Annotated in this window: 12 protein-coding genes; 2 read left to right on the forward strand and 10 right to left on the reverse strand. The window is 60.8% G+C overall.

Annotation, left to right across the window (positions count from 1 at the left end; translation table 11 throughout):
* Nucleotides 1-6: 6 nt before the first annotated feature.
* Nucleotides 7-984, reverse strand: a complete 978-nt coding sequence (locus ACK83U_RS22450; RefSeq protein ID WP_112336106.1) for an ABC transporter substrate-binding protein — start codon at nucleotides 982-984, stop codon at nucleotides 7-9.
* A 100-nt stretch (nucleotides 985-1,084) separates the two neighbouring features.
* Between ACK83U_RS22450 and ACK83U_RS22455 the strand changes: the two genes are divergently transcribed.
* A complete protein-coding gene (locus ACK83U_RS22455; protein ID WP_112608876.1) occupies nucleotides 1,085-2,413 on the forward strand; it encodes a PLP-dependent aminotransferase family protein in 1,329 nt (442 codons plus the stop codon).
* Between the two features lie 13 nt (nucleotides 2,414-2,426).
* Here ACK83U_RS22455 and ACK83U_RS22460 read toward each other — a convergent pair whose 3' ends face one another.
* The 9 genes from ACK83U_RS22460 to ACK83U_RS22500 form a co-directional block, all read right to left on the reverse strand.
* Entirely contained in the window at nucleotides 2,427-3,497 is a 1,071-nt protein-coding gene (locus tag ACK83U_RS22460; protein ID WP_112608878.1) for an acyltransferase family protein, read from the reverse strand.
* A 37-nt stretch (nucleotides 3,498-3,534) separates the two neighbouring features.
* Nucleotides 3,535-4,350, reverse strand: coding sequence for a galactosyl transferase (locus ACK83U_RS22465; RefSeq protein ID WP_112335750.1), 816 nt, complete (start codon nucleotides 4,348-4,350; stop codon nucleotides 3,535-3,537).
* Nucleotides 4,351-4,422: 72 nt separating this feature from the next.
* The gene (locus ACK83U_RS22470) at nucleotides 4,423-5,919 is read right to left on the reverse strand and encodes a lipopolysaccharide biosynthesis protein (RefSeq protein ID WP_112608880.1); all 1,497 of its coding nucleotides are present in this window, start codon (nucleotides 5,917-5,919) and stop codon (nucleotides 4,423-4,425) included.
* Nucleotides 5,920-6,146: 227 nt separating this feature from the next.
* On the reverse strand, nucleotides 6,147-6,776 hold the full coding sequence (locus tag ACK83U_RS22475) for a J domain-containing protein (RefSeq protein ID WP_112335748.1): 630 nt from the start codon (nucleotides 6,774-6,776) through the stop codon (nucleotides 6,147-6,149).
* A gap of 278 nt (nucleotides 6,777-7,054) precedes the next feature.
* A complete protein-coding gene (locus tag ACK83U_RS22480) occupies nucleotides 7,055-8,557 on the reverse strand; it encodes a DegQ family serine endoprotease (protein ID WP_112608882.1) in 1,503 nt (500 codons plus the stop codon).
* Between the two features lie 261 nt (nucleotides 8,558-8,818).
* Nucleotides 8,819-9,475: a DUF2161 domain-containing phosphodiesterase gene (locus ACK83U_RS22485; protein ID WP_112410416.1), complete on the reverse strand. Its 657-nt coding sequence runs from the start codon at nucleotides 9,473-9,475 to the stop codon at nucleotides 8,819-8,821.
* A 157-nt stretch (nucleotides 9,476-9,632) separates the two neighbouring features.
* The gene (locus ACK83U_RS22490) at nucleotides 9,633-12,893 is read right to left on the reverse strand and encodes a GH36-type glycosyl hydrolase domain-containing protein (RefSeq protein ID WP_112608884.1); all 3,261 of its coding nucleotides are present in this window, start codon (nucleotides 12,891-12,893) and stop codon (nucleotides 9,633-9,635) included.
* Nucleotides 12,894-13,068: 175 nt separating this feature from the next.
* Entirely contained in the window at nucleotides 13,069-15,537 is a 2,469-nt protein-coding gene (locus tag ACK83U_RS22495) for a glycoside hydrolase family 2 protein (RefSeq protein ID WP_112608886.1), read from the reverse strand.
* A 28-nt stretch (nucleotides 15,538-15,565) separates the two neighbouring features.
* Complete coding sequence (locus tag ACK83U_RS22500) at nucleotides 15,566-16,267, reverse strand: FadR/GntR family transcriptional regulator (protein WP_112608888.1); 702 nt, start codon at nucleotides 16,265-16,267, stop codon at nucleotides 15,566-15,568.
* 114 nt (nucleotides 16,268-16,381) lie between these two features.
* Here ACK83U_RS22500 and uxuA point away from each other — a divergent pair, with 114 nt between their 5' ends.
* Nucleotides 16,382-17,560 carry a mannonate dehydratase gene (gene uxuA, locus ACK83U_RS22505; RefSeq protein ID WP_112608890.1) on the forward strand — a complete coding sequence of 393 codons (1,179 nt, stop codon included), beginning with the start codon at nucleotides 16,382-16,384 and terminating at the stop codon, nucleotides 17,558-17,560.
* The last annotated feature ends 148 nt before the right edge of the window (nucleotides 17,561-17,708 follow it).

Genomic DNA, 17,708 nt, shown 5'->3' on the forward strand with positions numbered 1-17,708 from the left:
TGGTCGTCAGGCAGCGCTTGTCCGGCTGCCATCAACGTCGAACGGGAAGAGTTCCTCCGGCGTCATCAGCCGCGGCAGGATGCCCTGCACATGCAGCTCCTCGGCGAAATCGGCGATCATCTTGCGGTTGGCGGCAAAGCCGCTCGCATCCCACCCTTCGGGCAGCTCGGTTGCCGATTTCAACAGTTCGTCGAGCATGAAGGGCGTGGTTTCGGCATATTTGCGACGCTTGCTGAGCCACATGCGCTGCGATTCGTCGATCAACCTGCTCAATTCGGCAATGACCCAGGGATGCTCGGCGACGATCTCAGCCTTCAGGCCGATCAGGTGCATCCCCGGTACATAGCCCACATCGGCAAAATAGCGATGCTCGGCCGCGCGGAAATCGGGCAGGAGCTGGCGGAAGCCGGAGTTGCCGGCAAAATAGCCGTCCGGCATGAAGGGCGTGAAGATCGCGTCAAGCAGCCCTTCCTTCAGCAGGTCCACCATCGGCCTTTCGCCGGGTGCCGCCTCTATGCGGCCGGGACGGCCAAAGCCATCAAGGCGGTCGGTGATCGGATGGGCTTCAGTGAGGCGGCCGGCATACCATATGGCATCTTCGACGCCGACGCCTTCGCGGCGTAGCGCTGCCCGCGTCCAGGTATTGCCGGAGTCGCGCCAGCCGGTGACGCCGATACGCTTGCCGGCCAATTGGGCGAAGCTCGTGATCGGGCTTTCCTTGGTCGTGATGACGCAGCGATGGCGGAAGCCGCGCATGATGAAGTTCGGTATGCCGACCACGCTCTCGTCGCCGTCGATGCGCATCTGCGTGTAGCGGCTGAAGGATGTTTCCGCCGCGTCATAGGCGTCGCTCTTCCCAACATGCGAGACCAGCGTGCCGACGCGATCCACCTTGATGTCGAGTTTCGGGGAGGAGACATCGCCCAGGACTAAAGGCGTCATATAGTCCCAGTCGCGGAGGGCAAGGCGGAGAGTAAGGGGCATGAAATTCACTCGCGGGAAAACTTGTTTTCTCAACGAGTAAATGTTCAATATAAGTCGATCAAATGTTATTACGTTATTGAACATTAAAAATGGTGTCAAAATGAGCGAAGAGCGGGATGCGAAATGGTTTGCCTCACAATTGAGCGATCGGACCATCCGTGGCATCGCGCTTGAAACGAGCGCGCTCATCCGAGCCGGTGTGTTGCCTGTTGGAACCAAGCTGCCGCCGATCCGCGACCTCGCCTTTGTCCTTGGCGTGAGCCCGGCGACCCTGTCGGAAGCCTGGAGCGAACTCAGACGTCAGAAGATCATCAGCGGACGCGGCAGGAATGGCACATGGGTCAGCGGCGACCGCTTCGTCGCGAAGCCGGCGCGGTTAGCAAGTGTCGGCGATTACGGTTCCGACGCCCTCAATCTGACAGCAGCCGTTCCCGATGTTCGCCTGCTGCCAAAGCTGGAGGCGGCGATGGCCTATGGCGCCTCGGCCGAAAATCTCAACAGCTACGAGCGCAGCCGCATCCTGCCGGAGCTTGAGCGCGAGGTCAGGAAGACATGGCCCTATGAGCCGGAGGCGTTCCTGGCGACCAATGGCGGCTACAATGCCGTCTACACCCTGATCAACGCCCTCGTCATGCCGGGTGCTGCCGTTGCGATCGAAGATCCGACGGGCATGCGGCTTCTCGATATTCTCGAGGATCGGGGCGCCCGCATCATTCCGGTGAAATGCGACGGGGAGGGGCCGCTGCCGGCCTCGCTGGAAGAAGCGCTAAAATATCGCCCGGTCGCTTTCATCTTCCAGCCGCGCATCCATTCCGTCACCGGCCAGAGCGTGAGCCCGGCACGCATGGCAAGCCTCACGGAGATCCTTCGCGACAAGGATACGCTGATCGTCGAGGACGATGGCATTGCCGATATCTCGACGGCACCACGTCATTCGATGGGACATCTCTTTCCGGATCGGGTCATCCATATTCTGTCTTACTCGAAGACGCACGGGCCGGACCTGCGCCTCGCCGTATTGTCGAGCTCACGGGCGATCATCGACCAGATCCAGTCCTATCGCAGCTTTAGTTCCGGCTGGACCAGCCGTATCCTGCAGGCGGCGGCTGCCTGGCTGCTGCGCGATCCGGCGACGGCATCGTGCCTGGATCATGCCCGCAGGACCTATCGGGAACGCCGCGCAGGGCTCATCGATGCGCTTTGCGAGCGCGGCGTCGATGCGTGGCACGGAGAGGGATTATGTGCCTGGGTGCCGGTCTCGTCGGAGCCTTTCGCGATGGTGACGCTTGCTGCCCGAGGCATCGCGGTGCATCCCGGTGCAAAATTCTCGATCCTGCCCAGCAGCCACTTGCGCGTTGCGACGGCCAATCTTTCGGAGCGGTGTGACGAGGTCGCCGATGCCATCGCACTTGCCGCCGTCCACACGTGATCTCCGGAGACAGTCAGCCGCGTTGGCTGGCTTCGATGCCTTTGTGAGCGCCTTTCGAGGCGCCGATATAGCGAACCAGGATTTCAGCAAGCTTGGCAGAGACGAACGCGATGATGGAAATCGCGACGAGATAGATCGCGATGTAGACGGCCTGCGGTAAGTGGGTATCGCGCATCAGATGCCCGTAAATCTCAGTGAAGCCGCGATGGCACATATAGATGGGATAGGAGAGATAGCCGAGAAAGATACCGAGCCGTTGCAGCCTCTCTGGCAGTTCCAGCATCGTACCGGCAAGGACGATGAGCGGCGAGATCAGGATGCAGAAAACAAGCGCATATTTCAGCGAATAGGTGGGGAGAAACAGCAAGATTAAGATCACCGCAATGGGCAGCAGGGCGGCATAGCTGTTCATGGTCCAGCCAATCGCGGTGCTGTTTCGAAGCCGGTAGATGATCATTCCGAGCGTGAAGGAAAAGAAGACGCGGGCAAGGCCGCCGTCCACCGAGTGCCATTCCCAGCCGAGATCGAGCGATTTGTGCAGGAAGACGGAGCCGATCAGCAGCGCCAGAGATGCGGCGGCTGTGAGGATCAGGCTCCGCGTTTTCAATCTGAACAGCACGAGCGCGAATATGAGATTGGCCAGCAGCTCCCAAAATAGCGACCAGGCGGGGCCATTCAGCGGATAAAGCGCCAAGATGTCGCCCGCCGACCGCGTCAGAAAACTCGGCGAAGGCAGCATGAATATGGTCGTAAGGATGCTCGCGGCAAGATCGGCCCGTCCGACACCGGATGCCTGCCAGTGCAGCAGCAATTGCACAAGGCCGTAGACGCTGCCGATGAGGAAGAGCGGATAGAGACGCGCGTAGCGAGCCTTCATGAAGGCCAGCACGGTCATGCCGCTCGCGAGTTTTTCACCATAGGCCCTGGCAATCACGAAGCCGCTGAGCACGAAGAAAAAATCGACCGCGATATAGGCCGAAGGCGCATAGGGCCTGTCGAGGTGATAGACGACGACGGCGAATGCCGCCAGACCGCGCATCGCATCCAGGGCGGCATATCTGTGTCTCGTTGCATCAGCCGGCATTGATCGAAACCTCGTGAGGGGAAAGGTTACGCCTAAGCTATCCGGCGGCCCGCGCGCCGAAGAACTCGTTTCTAAGGTTGCGATCGAGCGGGCGCACCCGCGAAAGGTTGCCCAGGAACTGGCGCGGACTTGTCAGCACCGACCGGTTGAGGAAATGGGTCCTGATGAGATTGGAGGATTTGCTGTGGGCGCCGGCATGGCCGACCCGATAGATCGCGCCGCGGAAGGGCAGCGAGCCGAGCGGAGAGCCGGCGTCGGCCAGCAGCTTGCCGATGCGCACGTGGCTGCCGAGCATGGATTTGATATAATCGATCTCCGCATCCTCGAAGGTCGCCGGCAAGCGATAGAGATCGGAGCGAATGATCAGCGACGTACCGCAATAATTGGCGAAGTCGTTGTGATGCATAAGCAGTCTGCCGCCTTCGTTCCAAAGATAGCCTCGGTTGATTTTCCAGCCGTTGGCATCGCTATTTCCAGCCGCGAAATCCACGATGTTGGCGCTGACGAAATCATCGTCGTCGACGATCATGAAGAAACGGGTATCCCGCGCGGATAGCATGCCGCTCAGGACGCGGCGGCCCTTGTCCAGCCGGAATGCATCATAGACCTTCTCGCGATCGGCGCCGTTGATGTCATGCAGCTGGTTTGGCGGGAAGGTCACGCGTTCTGCCGTAAAATTCGGCGGCAGATCCGGCAGATCGGCGCCTTCATTGGCGACGACAACGCCGCGCCAGTTTTTGTTGGACTGCCCGGCGATCGATGCGATCGTTTGCGACAGCCGCCGTTTCAGCGCCGGCCAATCATTGGAATTGGCCTGATGGCGAACGGGAATGATGAACGTAACCAGTGTCATGAGCCGCCTTTCCGACTTGGTATTCTATCGCGAGATGGAATGAGCCTTTTCCGTCCTTGTTCGCGACGACTGCTACTGTGCCTTCGCGCGACGGCCTTGCAGCGTCGTTCGCACGAGGAAGAGGACCCTTTCTCTGCATAGGAGAAGGATGAGGGCCGAATAGGCGAGGCCACCGACTAGGACTTCACAGATAAGGCGTTCTGCCAGCGGTTGGTTGACTAGGGCCGACGAGATTGCCAGCACGGCGACAAGCATGCCGAGATAAGCGGCGATGGGTCTCAGGAACTGACCGAAATATTCCGCGATGCTGAGACCGATCAATCGCGACACCATCCACAGCGTCACCGGCCAGAGCATCACTACTCCGAGCATGAGACCAAATACGACCGTTGTCACCCCGTATTGGTGAAGAATGAGCACGGTGAGGATCGAGACGACGTTGCGCACCAGCTGATAGTAGAACCACCAGTCGGATCTGCCCTGGCTGGTGATCAGGGAGGCCTGGATGATGCCGATACCGGCCATCAGGCCGATGACGCAGAAGAAACGAACCGGCCAGATGGCGGCGGCCCAGTGCGGTCCGAAGATCAGCGGAATGGCATCGTCGGCGACCGCCGCAAGCCCCATGAAGGCCGGGAAAGACACCAGCGAGCAGCCGAAGGTCGCCATGAGGAAGGCTTCGCGCACCTTGTCCTTATCGTGCTGCAGCGAGGAGAGCAGCACGTGGCTGACCGAATTCAGTCCGCCCGCAACGACATTGTTGAGCATCTCGTAGAGCCGCCGAGCGAAATTATAGATACCGAGAGCGGCCGGGCTCACCAGCGTGCCGATGATCAGCTGGTCGAGATTCATGGTCTGGAGGAAGCGGTTGCCCGAGGCGAAGATGCCGTAATGCAGCAATTCGCGCAGGCTCGAGAGCTTGATACGGAAACCCGGCAGCCATCTTGCGCCCCAGAATGCGGCAACGCAGGCAGCAGCGGGAGCTGCGATCTGGGCAATTGCAAGCGCCCATAGCCCGAAACCGGCGAAGATCAGCGCAAGACAGATCGTCGCCGAAACGGTGGTGGCGATCGCCGTGCGGGCAGCTGCGAGATGGAAGGACATCGTGCGGCCGATCAGGGCGTTTGGCACGATGATCATCATGTCGAAGAAGATTTTCAGGCCGATGATCAGCAGCAGCTTGACGATGTCGTCATGTCCGACCCAATGGGCGAGAAACGGGGAAAGCAGAAACAGCGCGGCATAGAGGATTGCCGCGGAGGCGAAGGATAGCCAGAAGACCGTATCGAGGTGGCTGCGCCGAATGGATTTCTGCTGGATCAAGGCCTCGCCGAAGGCCGTCGGACCGAAACCGGAAGCGAAACTGACGATGGCGAAGGCGAGTGCGACCAGGCCGAAATCCTGGGGCAGAAGAAAACGCGAGGTGACGACGAAGACCAGGCTGTTGAGCGCCGTCGGGATAAGTGTGTCCAGCGCCGACCAGAAGGCGCCTCTCAATGCCGCCCGCGATCGGTTCTCGCTCAGATGTTCAAAGACGACTTCATCCGCTTCGGAAGCCAGCAAACGCATACCTCGCCGTTTTTAGACCTTCGGCGAATGCCGGAAACACGGCGCCCGCCATTGCCGCTTCGCCGTCGCCCGATGAAGCAGGACGGCGTGCTGGATGCATGATCTAGGCCAGCCCCTCGATTTGTCCAGGGAAAATTGTTGCATTGCAACATTGCGTTGCTGAAAGTGATGTGGCGATCAAGGCAAACGCGAAATTTGCCTCTTCCGAGCAGTGAAAAAGTGAGCTTCTACTGCGCGGCCGAGCGGACCCTTGGCTCGTCCCATTCGATCTCGGCAGCCGTTTCCGCTTCTTCCTGAGGCTCGTTCATCTCGTAAAGATAGCCTTCGAGCATGTCGCAGGCGCGTTCGGTGGCACCGATCTTTGCTTCCGTTTCGCTGATGGCGGTGGCGATCGCTTTGATGCGGGCGCGCAGCATGTGGCCGACTACGTCTTTGCCCGGACGCTTGCCCAGCCGCTCTAAATGAAGGCCGATGCGATTGGAGTGTCGCTCGAGCTCGCTCTTGCTGAAATTCGCCTTGCGAATTTCTTCCAGAAGGCTCGCGCGCATTTTGGCGACCGGATCGAAGGTACCAGGTTCCCGTTCGTCAAGCACGACCTCTGTAATCAGCTTCTCGATCGCGACCAGCGCCTGCAGGTCGACGGCATCGGTCAGTTCGACATCATAGCCGGTATCGTCGAACACCTTGCGGCGTACGGGGTCGAGAAGAAGCTCGTAGGCCTTTTGCAGCCGCGCGAAAGCCTCGGTATCGCCGCCGGAATCCGGATGGGCTGCCTTCGCGCGCTTGCGATAAGCTGCCTTGATCTGCTCCTCGCCCGCATCGCGCGCAACGCCGAGAATATCGTAGGGATCAGTCACTCCAACTCCTGCCGCCGCTTATTCCTGTTTTAAGGCCTAGCCGCTGATATCGCCGGAGCGGTTTAAACTTCCCGCCCGATCGTTTCAATCGGCTTCGGCGCTATTTGTACCATCACAAAGGCAGAGTTTGGACAAAAAGAGTCAGGTGTCAAAAACGGAAGGTTTCCGTTGTGGAAAGGCGGCGTTCAGGACATAGGCCACGTGGAGACGGCGAAACAAGACAAATTCGGCCCGCTCCGTTGCTGGAAGCGGACCGATCATTCAATGCCTCAGATCTTCTAAGCGGCCGAGAACGGCACGGCGACGAAGGTCTTGTTGCCGTCGCGCTCGATCAGGAGCAGGACGGACTTGCGGCCATCCTTGCCGGCTTTGGCAACGGCCGTCTGCACCTCATGGGCGTTGTGGACCGGCTGATCGTTGACCGAGACGATAATATCGCCGGTCTGGATGCCGGCAGCGGCGGCGGGCTTCTCGGGATTGACGCTGGCAACGACGGCGCCCTCGACGCCATGCGGCAGGTTCAACTGCTCACGCACATCCGGTGTGAGGTTGGCAAGGCCGACGCCAATGCTCGGCTGGTTGGAGGGCTGGACCTTGCCGTCGCTAGCGTCGTTGGCGGCCTGCTTGCTGTCGTCATTGCCGCCGATGGTGACATTGACGTCCATGCTCTTGCCGTCGCGCCACAGGGTGAGGGAACGCTTGTCGCCGGGAGAGAGATCGGCGACCAGCCGCGACAGATCCTTTGGCGTCTTCACGCTCTCATTGCCGACGGCGGTGACGATGTCGCCGCTCTTGATGCCGGCGCGTGCGGCTGGCGTATCGTCATTGACGCTGGCAACGAGCGCACCCTGGGTCTGCGAGAGGCCCATGGCATTGGCGATATCCGAGGTCACCGGCTGGATGGCGACGCCGAGATAACCGTGATCGATTGAGCCGTTCTTCTCGAGCTTCGCGACGATCGCCTTGGCCTCGGCAGAGGGAATGGCAAAGCCCACACCGACGCTGCCGCCGTTCGGCGAGTAGATGGCGGTGTTGATGCCGACGACATTGCCTTCGCGGTCGACCAGCGGCCCGCCGGAATTGCCGTGGTTGATGGGGGCATCGATCTGGATGAAGTCGTCATAGGGGCCGCTGTGCAGGTCGCGGCCGCGAGCCGAGACGATGCCGGCTGTGACGGTCGTGCCGATGCCGAAGGGATTGCCTATGGCGAGAATCTGGTCACCAAGCTTCAGCTTGTCGGAGTCACCCCAGGCGATGGTGGCGAGCGGCTTCGGCGCGTTGATCTTCAGAACGGCAAGGTCGGATTTGGCATCTGCGCCCAGCAATTTGGCCGGCAGCTCCGTGCCATCATCAAGCGTCACCTTGATGTCGACGGCGTTTTGAATGACGTGGTTGTTGGTGACAATGACTCCATCCGGGCTGATGATGAAGCCGGAACCGAGCGCCATGGCGCGCTGGCTCTGCTGCTGACGCGGCATCTGCTTCGGGAAGGGGATACCCTGGTTTTCGAAGAATTGCCGGAACTGCTCGTCCATCGGCGAGTTGCTGCCGTCGGCGCTGGTATCGGTCGCCTTCATGGTGGTGGTGACGGTGACGACGGCCGGCTTGTCGGCATCGACGATCGGAGCGAAGGAGCCGCCGGGTGCGATGATGCCGGCCGGTTCGGCGGCCGAGGCGACGGTTGCGGATGTGCTGAAGGCAAAAGGCAATGCGCCGGCGCCGACGATGATAGCGGCGCCGACGATGGCGGCTGTGCGATGTTTGCGGAGAAGAGAAGGCATGGCGAAAGTCCCTTGCGAGATCGTTGGCGGTTTGGCGGCTCGTCCATACCGGGGACGGGCGTCGATTGGTCCGCGTCAATTTTGCGAGCGACTTTGTTTCCCGTTTTTACTACGGGAAGCAAAGTATAGATTTGAATTGGCGCTTGGTGTTAATATGATCCGCCAATTGTGTTTTACAAATTAAATATTGATCATGTTTGTATTGCGGAATGTTAAGATATTACATGAATTTAATGTTGGGCGACCGGAAATTCTCCATATTTAAAGCTGCGCTGCCGGCCAACGCTTGAGGGCCTCTATTCCAAGCTCTGTCAAAGCGTAGATTCCTCGGTCAATGCGCTCGAACCAGCCGTAAACGTTGTCCCTCAGAATTTGCGGGGCCTTCGGTGCTGCTTCGCGCATGTCTTTCGGGCGTTGCGCTCCGTTTTCGATGGCAGCGGCGCAGGCAAGGGCCTGTTGGCGATAGGCGGTCATGATCGGCTTGCGCGTGCTGCCGCCTAGGGCCGGATCCCCCTTGCGCCGGCGATGCTCTTCCACAAGGCGTGACCTGCGCCGCGCATTCTTGCGCGGCATCGGCGCGACGGGGCTGACGACGATGTCGACGACATCGCTGTCCGAGACGGTCAGCATGCCGAAGCCCAGCCTTCGGCAAAGGTCGCGGAACCGACGATCGCCTTCCCGGCCCTTGCCCTTTGCCGAGACGCGGGCGGCGATCCAGACCTCGTCGCTGGCAGCAGCGCGATCCACCGCCTGCAGGACGAGTTCGAGGTTGAAGGTCATCTTCAGTTCGCAGATGACGACGACGGGCGGCTCGCCATCAGTCAGGCCGACAAGGTCGCAGCCGCCGATCTCGCCTTTTACCGCATAGCCGGCCGCTTCGAGAAATGACTTGATCGGGAGATAGAGCGCCGTTTCCAAATCCGCCTCCGGGCTTTGCACATCCGCACGAGATTAGCCGATTCGGTTAACCAGAAGGTCGATAGAGGTGCGGGGGCAGCTCCCGCGGCGAAGCCAACCAACTATCACCGGTTGAAAAAGGGCCGCTGATGCGACCCCTTTTCTTTTCACGACCGGCTCAGGCCGTGAAATCCAGCTTCACCTCGCAGGCGCCGATGGAGGCCGGCAACAACGGCTTGTGGATGCGCTCGCCGAATTGCCGCTTGAAGCCGAAGACGTTGCCGATCAGGCTCTTAGTGTAAAGGCCGGGGCCGCTCGAATAGATGCGCCAGCCGCCATCGACGGCGATATCGCCCGCCTTGACGCGCGCCCATTCCGCAGATGCTTGATAGCGGTCGTCGAAGGCCGCATCGCTGCTGCTGAAATAGGTGTTGCGCTGGCGCAGAGACGCATGTTCCACCCTGCCGCTGACGGCAATCGGATTGGCGAGCGCGAGTGCCGCCCATACCGCTTCCGCATCGTCTTCGAGCGCCAAGGCCTCGCAGTAGCGCAGATGCGCATGCACATACATGAGCCCGATTTCGCGGCCGAAGAAGGAGGAGGATTCGGCCCGCCGGAAGAGCTTCTCCGGACCACCGGAGTATGTTGCCGGCTTTTCCATCAGCCGCACGCCATCCGGGAACAGCAGGTTCTCACGGATGAGCTTCATATGGGCGTGGCGCTGATCGGGCGTGAACAGGCCGCCGATCATCGGCTGCGTCATCGCGATCAGCGAATAATGCAGGCCAGTTCGCGTGTCCTCCGGATGCAGCAGCAACTCGACGCCGTCATGGCTCGGATCGAAGACGCCGTAGCCTGCAACGATGCCGTCACGCATCAGGAGACGGTTGAAATCGGCGCGCATGGCGGCGGCGGTCGCCTGTAGCGACTGCGCTTCCTCATTGCGGCTGGCGAGCGTCAGGATGTTGGCGTAGCGCACCAGCTGTTCGTACAGAAGTGATACGGTCCAGCTGCTAACCATCCAGTCGCGCAGGTGCGGATCGGCCGGCTGCAAACTGTCGTTCCAGTCGCCCTCGCCGTAGCGGATGAGGCTCGTGCCCGGCACGAAGCGGCCGCGCACGGTGTCCAGCAGCTTTTCGATGTGATCGGATATCGTTGCATGTTCGGAAGTCAGCTGCATGGTGTCGTCGGCGCGCCACGGCACAGTTTTGGCAAGAAAGGCGATGTCGCCGGTCGCCTCGATGTAATCGCAGAGCGCCTTCAGCGGCCAGACGACGATATCGCCATGCGCCTCGCCGGCGCGGATATTGGCGTAGGGCTCCAGCATGAACCATTGCGGCCAGTCGCCGCGATCGCGGTATTGCTCGGAAAAGAGTGTGGTAAGGATCTTCCGGACTTCTTCGTCATGCTCGTAGGCAAGCAGAAATTCGATTGGCCCCTGGCAGACGTCGCGCGTGCCCCAGGCAGCCCCCGTATATTGCTCGAGCCCATGCGGCACGCTCAGATGGATAATGGCGTCATGCGCGATCCAGGGCAGCATCACGGCCTGCGCCGCCACATCTCGGCCATCACCCTCGATGCGCGCGCCCCGCGTCACATGGCTCCAGAAGCGGCGCGCCGGCGCCAGCATCTCTTCGCTTTCCACACCGGTGGCATAGCGCGTAGCAAGCGCCTCGGCCGCCTGCGCATCGGTCATCGAGCCGGTGACGGCAAAGCGCAACTCCTTCGTCGGATGCGATTTAAGGGCGATGAACGGGCCGTTGCGGGTGGCGCCGTCGCTATAGAGCAGCTCATCGCCGCCAACGGCTTCGAACGCATCCGGGGTCGAGGTGACGAGATGGTATCCAGCCTTCGGATACCGGTCCCACAGCCAGGACGGCTGCGGCCGGAAAGAGATGCGCTTGGCGGCCGCATCGACTGCGATGTTCGCCACGGCTTCGTAATCACGTTCGCCAAGCACGATATGGCCAAATACGAGGAAGCGGCAGGCGGCGCCCTCTACGGAAACGCTCCATTGCATCGCCGGGTCGTCGCCGGAGGCGATTGCCGATACAGTGATGGTTCGGCCGGGAAGGCGGTAGATCCAACGCGTATCGCTCAAGCCCATCTCGAAGGCGGCGGGCACGCCAAGCAGGCGCCAGCCATCGCCGAGATCAACGAGCATGCGCAGGCCGCTCGACCGGGTCAGATTGTAGGGATCGCGCGAGACCGAAAACAGCTTGTGGAAAGACGTGTTGCCGATGGTCAGCTGCGCGGCGAAGATGCCCTGCATCCAGCAGGTGGCGGCCAGTGTCTGGTCATCGAGCAGCATGTTCTGGCCGCTGCGGACGATGGCGCCATGGCGGCGCGCTACCTGCCGCTCCTTTTCGCGCAGCACGATGTGCCTGTTATGCGGCCCGTCGGGCACGAAGAAGGAAAGCAGCTTCCCGTCGGCGTGTTCTTCCAGCATACGCTGGGGGTAGAGCGTATTGATCGCGGCTTGATCCAGATCGTCGCTTTCGGCAAGCGGCGCGTCCTGCACGAGGCTGCGCACTGGTTGTCCAACTGATATCGTCTCCGCTGCCAGCTCACTTTGAAGCGCCGGCAGGCTATCGAGATTGGCAAGATCAGCGTCACTGGAAGCGGCCGGATGATCGGCAACGAAGAGGCCGAAGAAGGTCGTGGTCGCCTTAGCACCGGCGGCGAGCGCAAGCGGCTTCGACTGTATTGTCGGGCAGGCGACCTCGTGCTGGCGGCGCGCGCTGGGCAGGCTGGTGCCAAAGTCCGGCACCATGACGCCATCATTGCCCTTGGACGGCACGAGGAGCTGGATTGCATCGGTCGCGTAGGCCGCCGCACCTTCGAGGCAGCCCTGCGCCAGCCACGGATTTCGCCCGCCACCCTGCTTGAGGTTCTGCCTGACCATGATGACAGGGCCGAAGGCGCTATGATCGGCAATGTGGTGATCGATATATTGCGAGGCATAGGCTTCGCTGTTCATCAGGAAGCCGCGATCGCCGAGGCCGACATCCTGAACGAGAACGAGGTCGGCCAAAAGCGTCGCATTGGTGCTGTTTTCCAGCGAAACCTGCCAGAACCATGCGGTCTTATTCGGGTGCAGCCGCAGGCTGACCGTATGCTTCACACCGGCCGTCTCGCCGCTCCAGGAAAAACCGTTTCTGCCATGGCCGAACTGCACGGCAGCCTTTGGCCCGACGATTTCCGCAGTCGCCGGCTTCGCACCGCCGATGCGCAGATAGAGCCGTCCGATACCGCCATAGACGGGCGAACCGAGGACCTGATTGATCATGACGCCGCCCTGCTGGTCGGCAAAGTCGATCGAAAACAGCGTGCCGTTCGGCAGGGCCGAAGCCGAAAGACCGGCGGTATTGTTGAGGGTGATGAGGCCAAGTTCTTCGCGGCGGGGCGTCTGAAAGCTGCGATTGGTGTCCGAGGACATAAGCGTGATCTCGCTGATTCATGGATCGGATGAGGGGCACTAGATCACAAGGCGCCGTCCGATCATAGGAGGCAATTTGCCATTCACCAGCGCAATCTTTTGTGACGGCGTACGGAAAATATAGGCCTAGATCCGGCGCAACGCGCCGAATCTTTTCGCATACGGAGGCGCGGTTTCATTGATTTGGAAGCTCCGCAACCTGGTTGGCCGTGCGAAGGATTGCCGAAAGATCGGCATCGTCGAAGGCTTCCTTGGAAATGCCTTTGGTCTGGAACGTCCTGCTTTCCCCGGGCGCGAGATTGACCAGCATGTCGTCGACCTCGGCATTCGGATTGATGCGATCGACGAACAGGCAGACATCCCGCAGGAACGACTGCGCCGTGATGCTGACTGCAACACCGTCCACCGTCTGGACGCTCTCGACGTCAAAGCGCGGCTGCGGATATTGCAGCTTCATATCCTTCTCGAAGAACCACCACGCTTCGGCATCGCCGAGGCGGGCGCGCAGATATTCGCGGCGTGGATCGTTTGGGGTCGCGACCTCGGCCGGGATCTCGATATCCGTATTTTCGAAACGATCGCACAGGATGCGCCAGACGTGATGACGGGCGAGCAGCTTGCCGGTGAAATCGAAGCGCTCGACTGTGAAGGGCACGCGCCAGAACAGCGTTGCGTCATTGACGGCGACCGCAGCCAAGCCATCACCGCGCGGCTGGATGGTGAGCAGATGCGGCGCATAGCTATGCTTCAAGGCATACCAGAGCGGTTTCTTCCGGCCAGCGCCATCGATTGCCGCCCAGGAGGTGACCGGCCAGCAATCGTTAAGCTGCCAGACGATGGTGCCCATACAGGTTGGCCGATGCGAGCGCATATGGTCGATGCCGAAGCTGATCGCGCGCGCCTGGTTCAGCTGCGTGACGAAGAGCCAATCGTCGAAATTTTGCGGGTGGGGAAACCAGCCTTCCAACCCCTGCAGAAGCTTGTCGTTGCCGCCGGTTGCCTTCTGGTGATGCAGGACGGCAGGAGAAGCCGGTGCGCGATCCTTCTCGCGCACGGACTGGGCAAGCGTTGCGAAGGTCGGCGGTGCCTGCCAGCCGAATTCGGAGCAGAAGCGGGGGATATAGCTGCGGTAGGTCTCATAACCCACCTCGTTCCAGACATCCCAGATGTGCCTGCAGCCGTGCTCATCGGCATTCGGCGCGATCTCCATGGAGCCGGAATAGGGGCTGCCCGGCCAGTAGGGCCGGGTGGGATCGATCTCGGCCACCAGCTTCGGCAGGAGGTCGAGATAGTAGCCGGCGCCCCAGGGACGGTTGCCGAGCACATCCTGCCAGCCCCAGTCGAAATAGCCCCAGATATTCTCATTATTGCCGTTCCAGATCACCAGAGAGGCGTAGGGCATGAGCCTTGCGATCGCCTCGCGCGCTTCCGCCTCGATCTCGCTGTAGACGGGCTCCTCTTCGGGATAGGTGGCGCAGGCAAAGAGGAAATCCTGCCAGACCATGATGCCGGCGGCATCGCATTCCTCGTAGAACGTATCGGTCTCATAGATGCCGCCGCCCCAGACGCGCAACATGTTCATATTGGCATCGCGGGCCTGGGCGATCCGCTCGCGATAGCGCTCGCGCGTCACGCGCGGCAGGAAGCAATCATCGGGGATCCAGTTGGCGCCGCGCGCAAAGACCGGCACGTCGTTGACGACGAGCGTGAAGGCAGAGCCGATCTCGTCCGGTGTCGTATCCAGCCGCACGGAGCGGAAGCCGACGCGCCGCTTCCAGCCGTCGAGGGCCGCACCGTCCGAGCCGAGCAGCCGCAGATCAAGATCGTAAAGCGGCTGGCCGCCCATGCCATGCGGCCACCAGACCTGCGGATTGTCGATGCGGCATTCGATGAGCGCGTGGGTCTCGCCCTGCGCGACGCGCACTTCCGCGCGCTTGCCGCCGATGGAGAGCACGAGCGCCACGCTGTCCGTGCCCTTGTCGGCCCATTCGACCTCGACATGCAGGCGCGCGACGCCCTGGTTGCCTTGCAGGGTGATTTCCGGGCGAATGCTGCCGAGACGAGCCTTGGACCAGCTCTCGATAACGATCGGTTTCCAGATGCCCGAGGTGACAACGGTCGGACCCCAGTCCCAGCCGAAATTGCAGGCCATCTTGCGGATGAGATTGCTCGGACCGGGATAATTCTGGGGAATATCGGCGGCGCTGCCGAGCTGCTTGCGGACCTCCTCGCCATGTTCATAGGCGGATTGGAAGTCGACGATCAGCTCGTTACGGCCGCTTTTCAGGTGATCGCCGATGTCGAAGCGGTAGCTGCGATGCATGTTGCGGGTTTCGCCGAGCAAGCTGCCGTTCAGCTCCACGCGCGCCGCCGTGTCGAGGCCGAGGCATGAGAGATCGATGCGCTCGGCATCCTCGCCATCCCAATCGAAAGCCAGGCGGTAACGCCAGGCGGCGCGACCGATCCAGTCCTGCGAGATCTCGTTGACGTCGAGATAGGGATCGGTGATCAGCTGCGCTGCCATCAAGTCGAGATGCACGTTGCCCGGCACCGTCGCGGGGATCGAATTGGGCAGGGCCGGTGCACTTGATGGCGCGCGAAGGCGCGAGATGGTCCAGCCGGTGTCGAGCGTCTGTCTTTTCATGTCATATGTCCGTGATGCAAGGGATGCCTCAAACAGCCTTTGGCGCGATGAATTGCAGGCCCGCCTGCAGGTGGCGGTTCATGTGATAGGCGTAGGCGATTCGATCCCGTTGTTCCAACGCTTCGATGATGGCGCGATGCTCGTGATAGGCGCTGTCGACAGCCTCGCGTGAGCGTTTGCCCGCTTCCATGAGCCGCTGCAACAATGGCTGTAGAATGCCATAGACTTGTGACAAGGTCTGATTGCCGGCGAAGCCGACAAGGGCGGCATGAAACTTATAGTCAAGTTCCGCACCCTCGGCCAATGTCGATGCAGCCTTCATCGCGTCGTTGATGGAGCGCAGCCTTTTGATTGCGGTTTCATCGAGCGCGTCGAATAGGAGATCGCTGAGATTGACCTCGATAAGGCGACGAAATCCCTGGATATCGAGAAAGCTTTCTGCCGAGATGTCGATGGCGAAAGAGAAAAGCTCCATCAGCGCCTGCTGGCGGCGATCCGTAATCACCGCGCCGACCTTCTGGCGGCTTTCGACAATGCCATAGGCCTTCAGGATGCGGATCGCTTCGCGCACCGTATTGCGGCTGGCATTGAACATGGAAGCGAGCTCGGCTTCTGAGGGCAGAGCGTCTCCGAGACCGAGATTGCGCTCGCGCATCAGCCGTCGCAGCGCGTCGACCACCTGATCGACCGCCGAACCCCTATCCTCGATATCAGCGATATCTGCCACCATCTCTCCTCCGCTATCGGACCATATTGTTGGTCAATAAGAGGTGTCAACCGTCGTACGACAGTAGACATTTTGCTTTTCAAGGATATTTTGACCGACAAATGGAGGAGACTTCATATGGAAAGCTGCTGGCGTTGGTTCGGCCCGAAGGATCTCGTTCCGCTCTTGCATGCGCGCCAGGCAGGCGCGACGGGCATCGTCACGGCGCTGCATGAAGTCTCGCATTCGCGCGTCTGGATGCCGACCGAAATCGAAGCGCGAAAGGCGCTGGTCGAGGCGGCGGGGCTGCGCTGGAGCGTGTGTGAATCGATCCCCGTTCCGAGCGCGATCAAGCTCGGCGGGGCAGGGGCGAAAACTGCGATCGGTGTCTGGAAGGACAGCCTCGTTAATCTCGCCCGCTCCGGCATCAAAACCATCTGCTACAATTTCATGCCGGTTGTCGACTGGACGCGTACGGATCTGCGCTTCGAGATGCCGACCACCGCGCTCGCATTGCGTTTCGACATGGTGGAGTTCGTTGCCTATGACGTCTTCGTCCTGCGCAGGAAGGATGCGGAAGGAACCTATGCCCCGGACCTGCTGCGGCGCGCCGAGGAGCGGCTGAAGGGGCTCTCGCCGGAGGCCGTGCAACGGCTGGAGAATAACATCATCGCGGGCCTTCCCGGCGGCGAGGACAGCTATGGCCGTGACGCCATCCGCTCGGCCATCGCCCTCTTCGACGGCATGACGGCCGAGGATCTCCAGGCCAATCTAGAAGCCTTCTTACAGGAAGTCGTGCCGGTCGCCGCGGAACTCGGCGCCCGTCTCGCCATTCATCCCGACGATCCGCCGATTTCGCTCTTCGGCCTGCCGCGCGTCGTCTCAACGGCAGCGGATCTGCGCCGCATCCTCGGCAATGTCGATCATGCCGCCAATGGTTTGACGCTCTGCGTCGGTTCTCTCGGCTGTCGTGCCGACAATGATGTGCTGGCGATCGCCCGCGAATTTGCCTCCCGCATCAATTTCGCGCATCTGCGCGACGTTGCGATCGAAGAGGATGGCTCCTTCGTGGAGGCTTCGCATCTGGAGGGGCGCAGCGATATGTATGCCATTTTGCGCACATTGCTCACGGAGGAGGCGCGGCGCCGCAAAGAAGGCCGGGAGGATCATGTGATCCCGATGCGGCCGGACCACGGACATCTGATCGGCGATGATATCGATAAGCCGACCAATCCCGGCTATTCCCTCATCGGCCGCCTGAAAGGTCTTGGCGAGCTGCACGGCGTCATCCATGCGATCGACAAGGCGGGGCTTTGAACCTCACGGCATTTGCGGTCCCATATCGATGAAACGGGACGAAGGGAATAAAGCCTGTCGTTGCATATTCGATAGGCTTTTGCCTAAAGTTTAATCTCGTTACTATTTTGATTTTATTTAGTTTTTTCGTCTATCAATATCCAATTCG

It is taken from the genome of Rhizobium sp. WW22 (assembly GCF_047041135.1).
GTDB lineage: Bacteria > Pseudomonadota > Alphaproteobacteria > Rhizobiales > Rhizobiaceae > Rhizobium.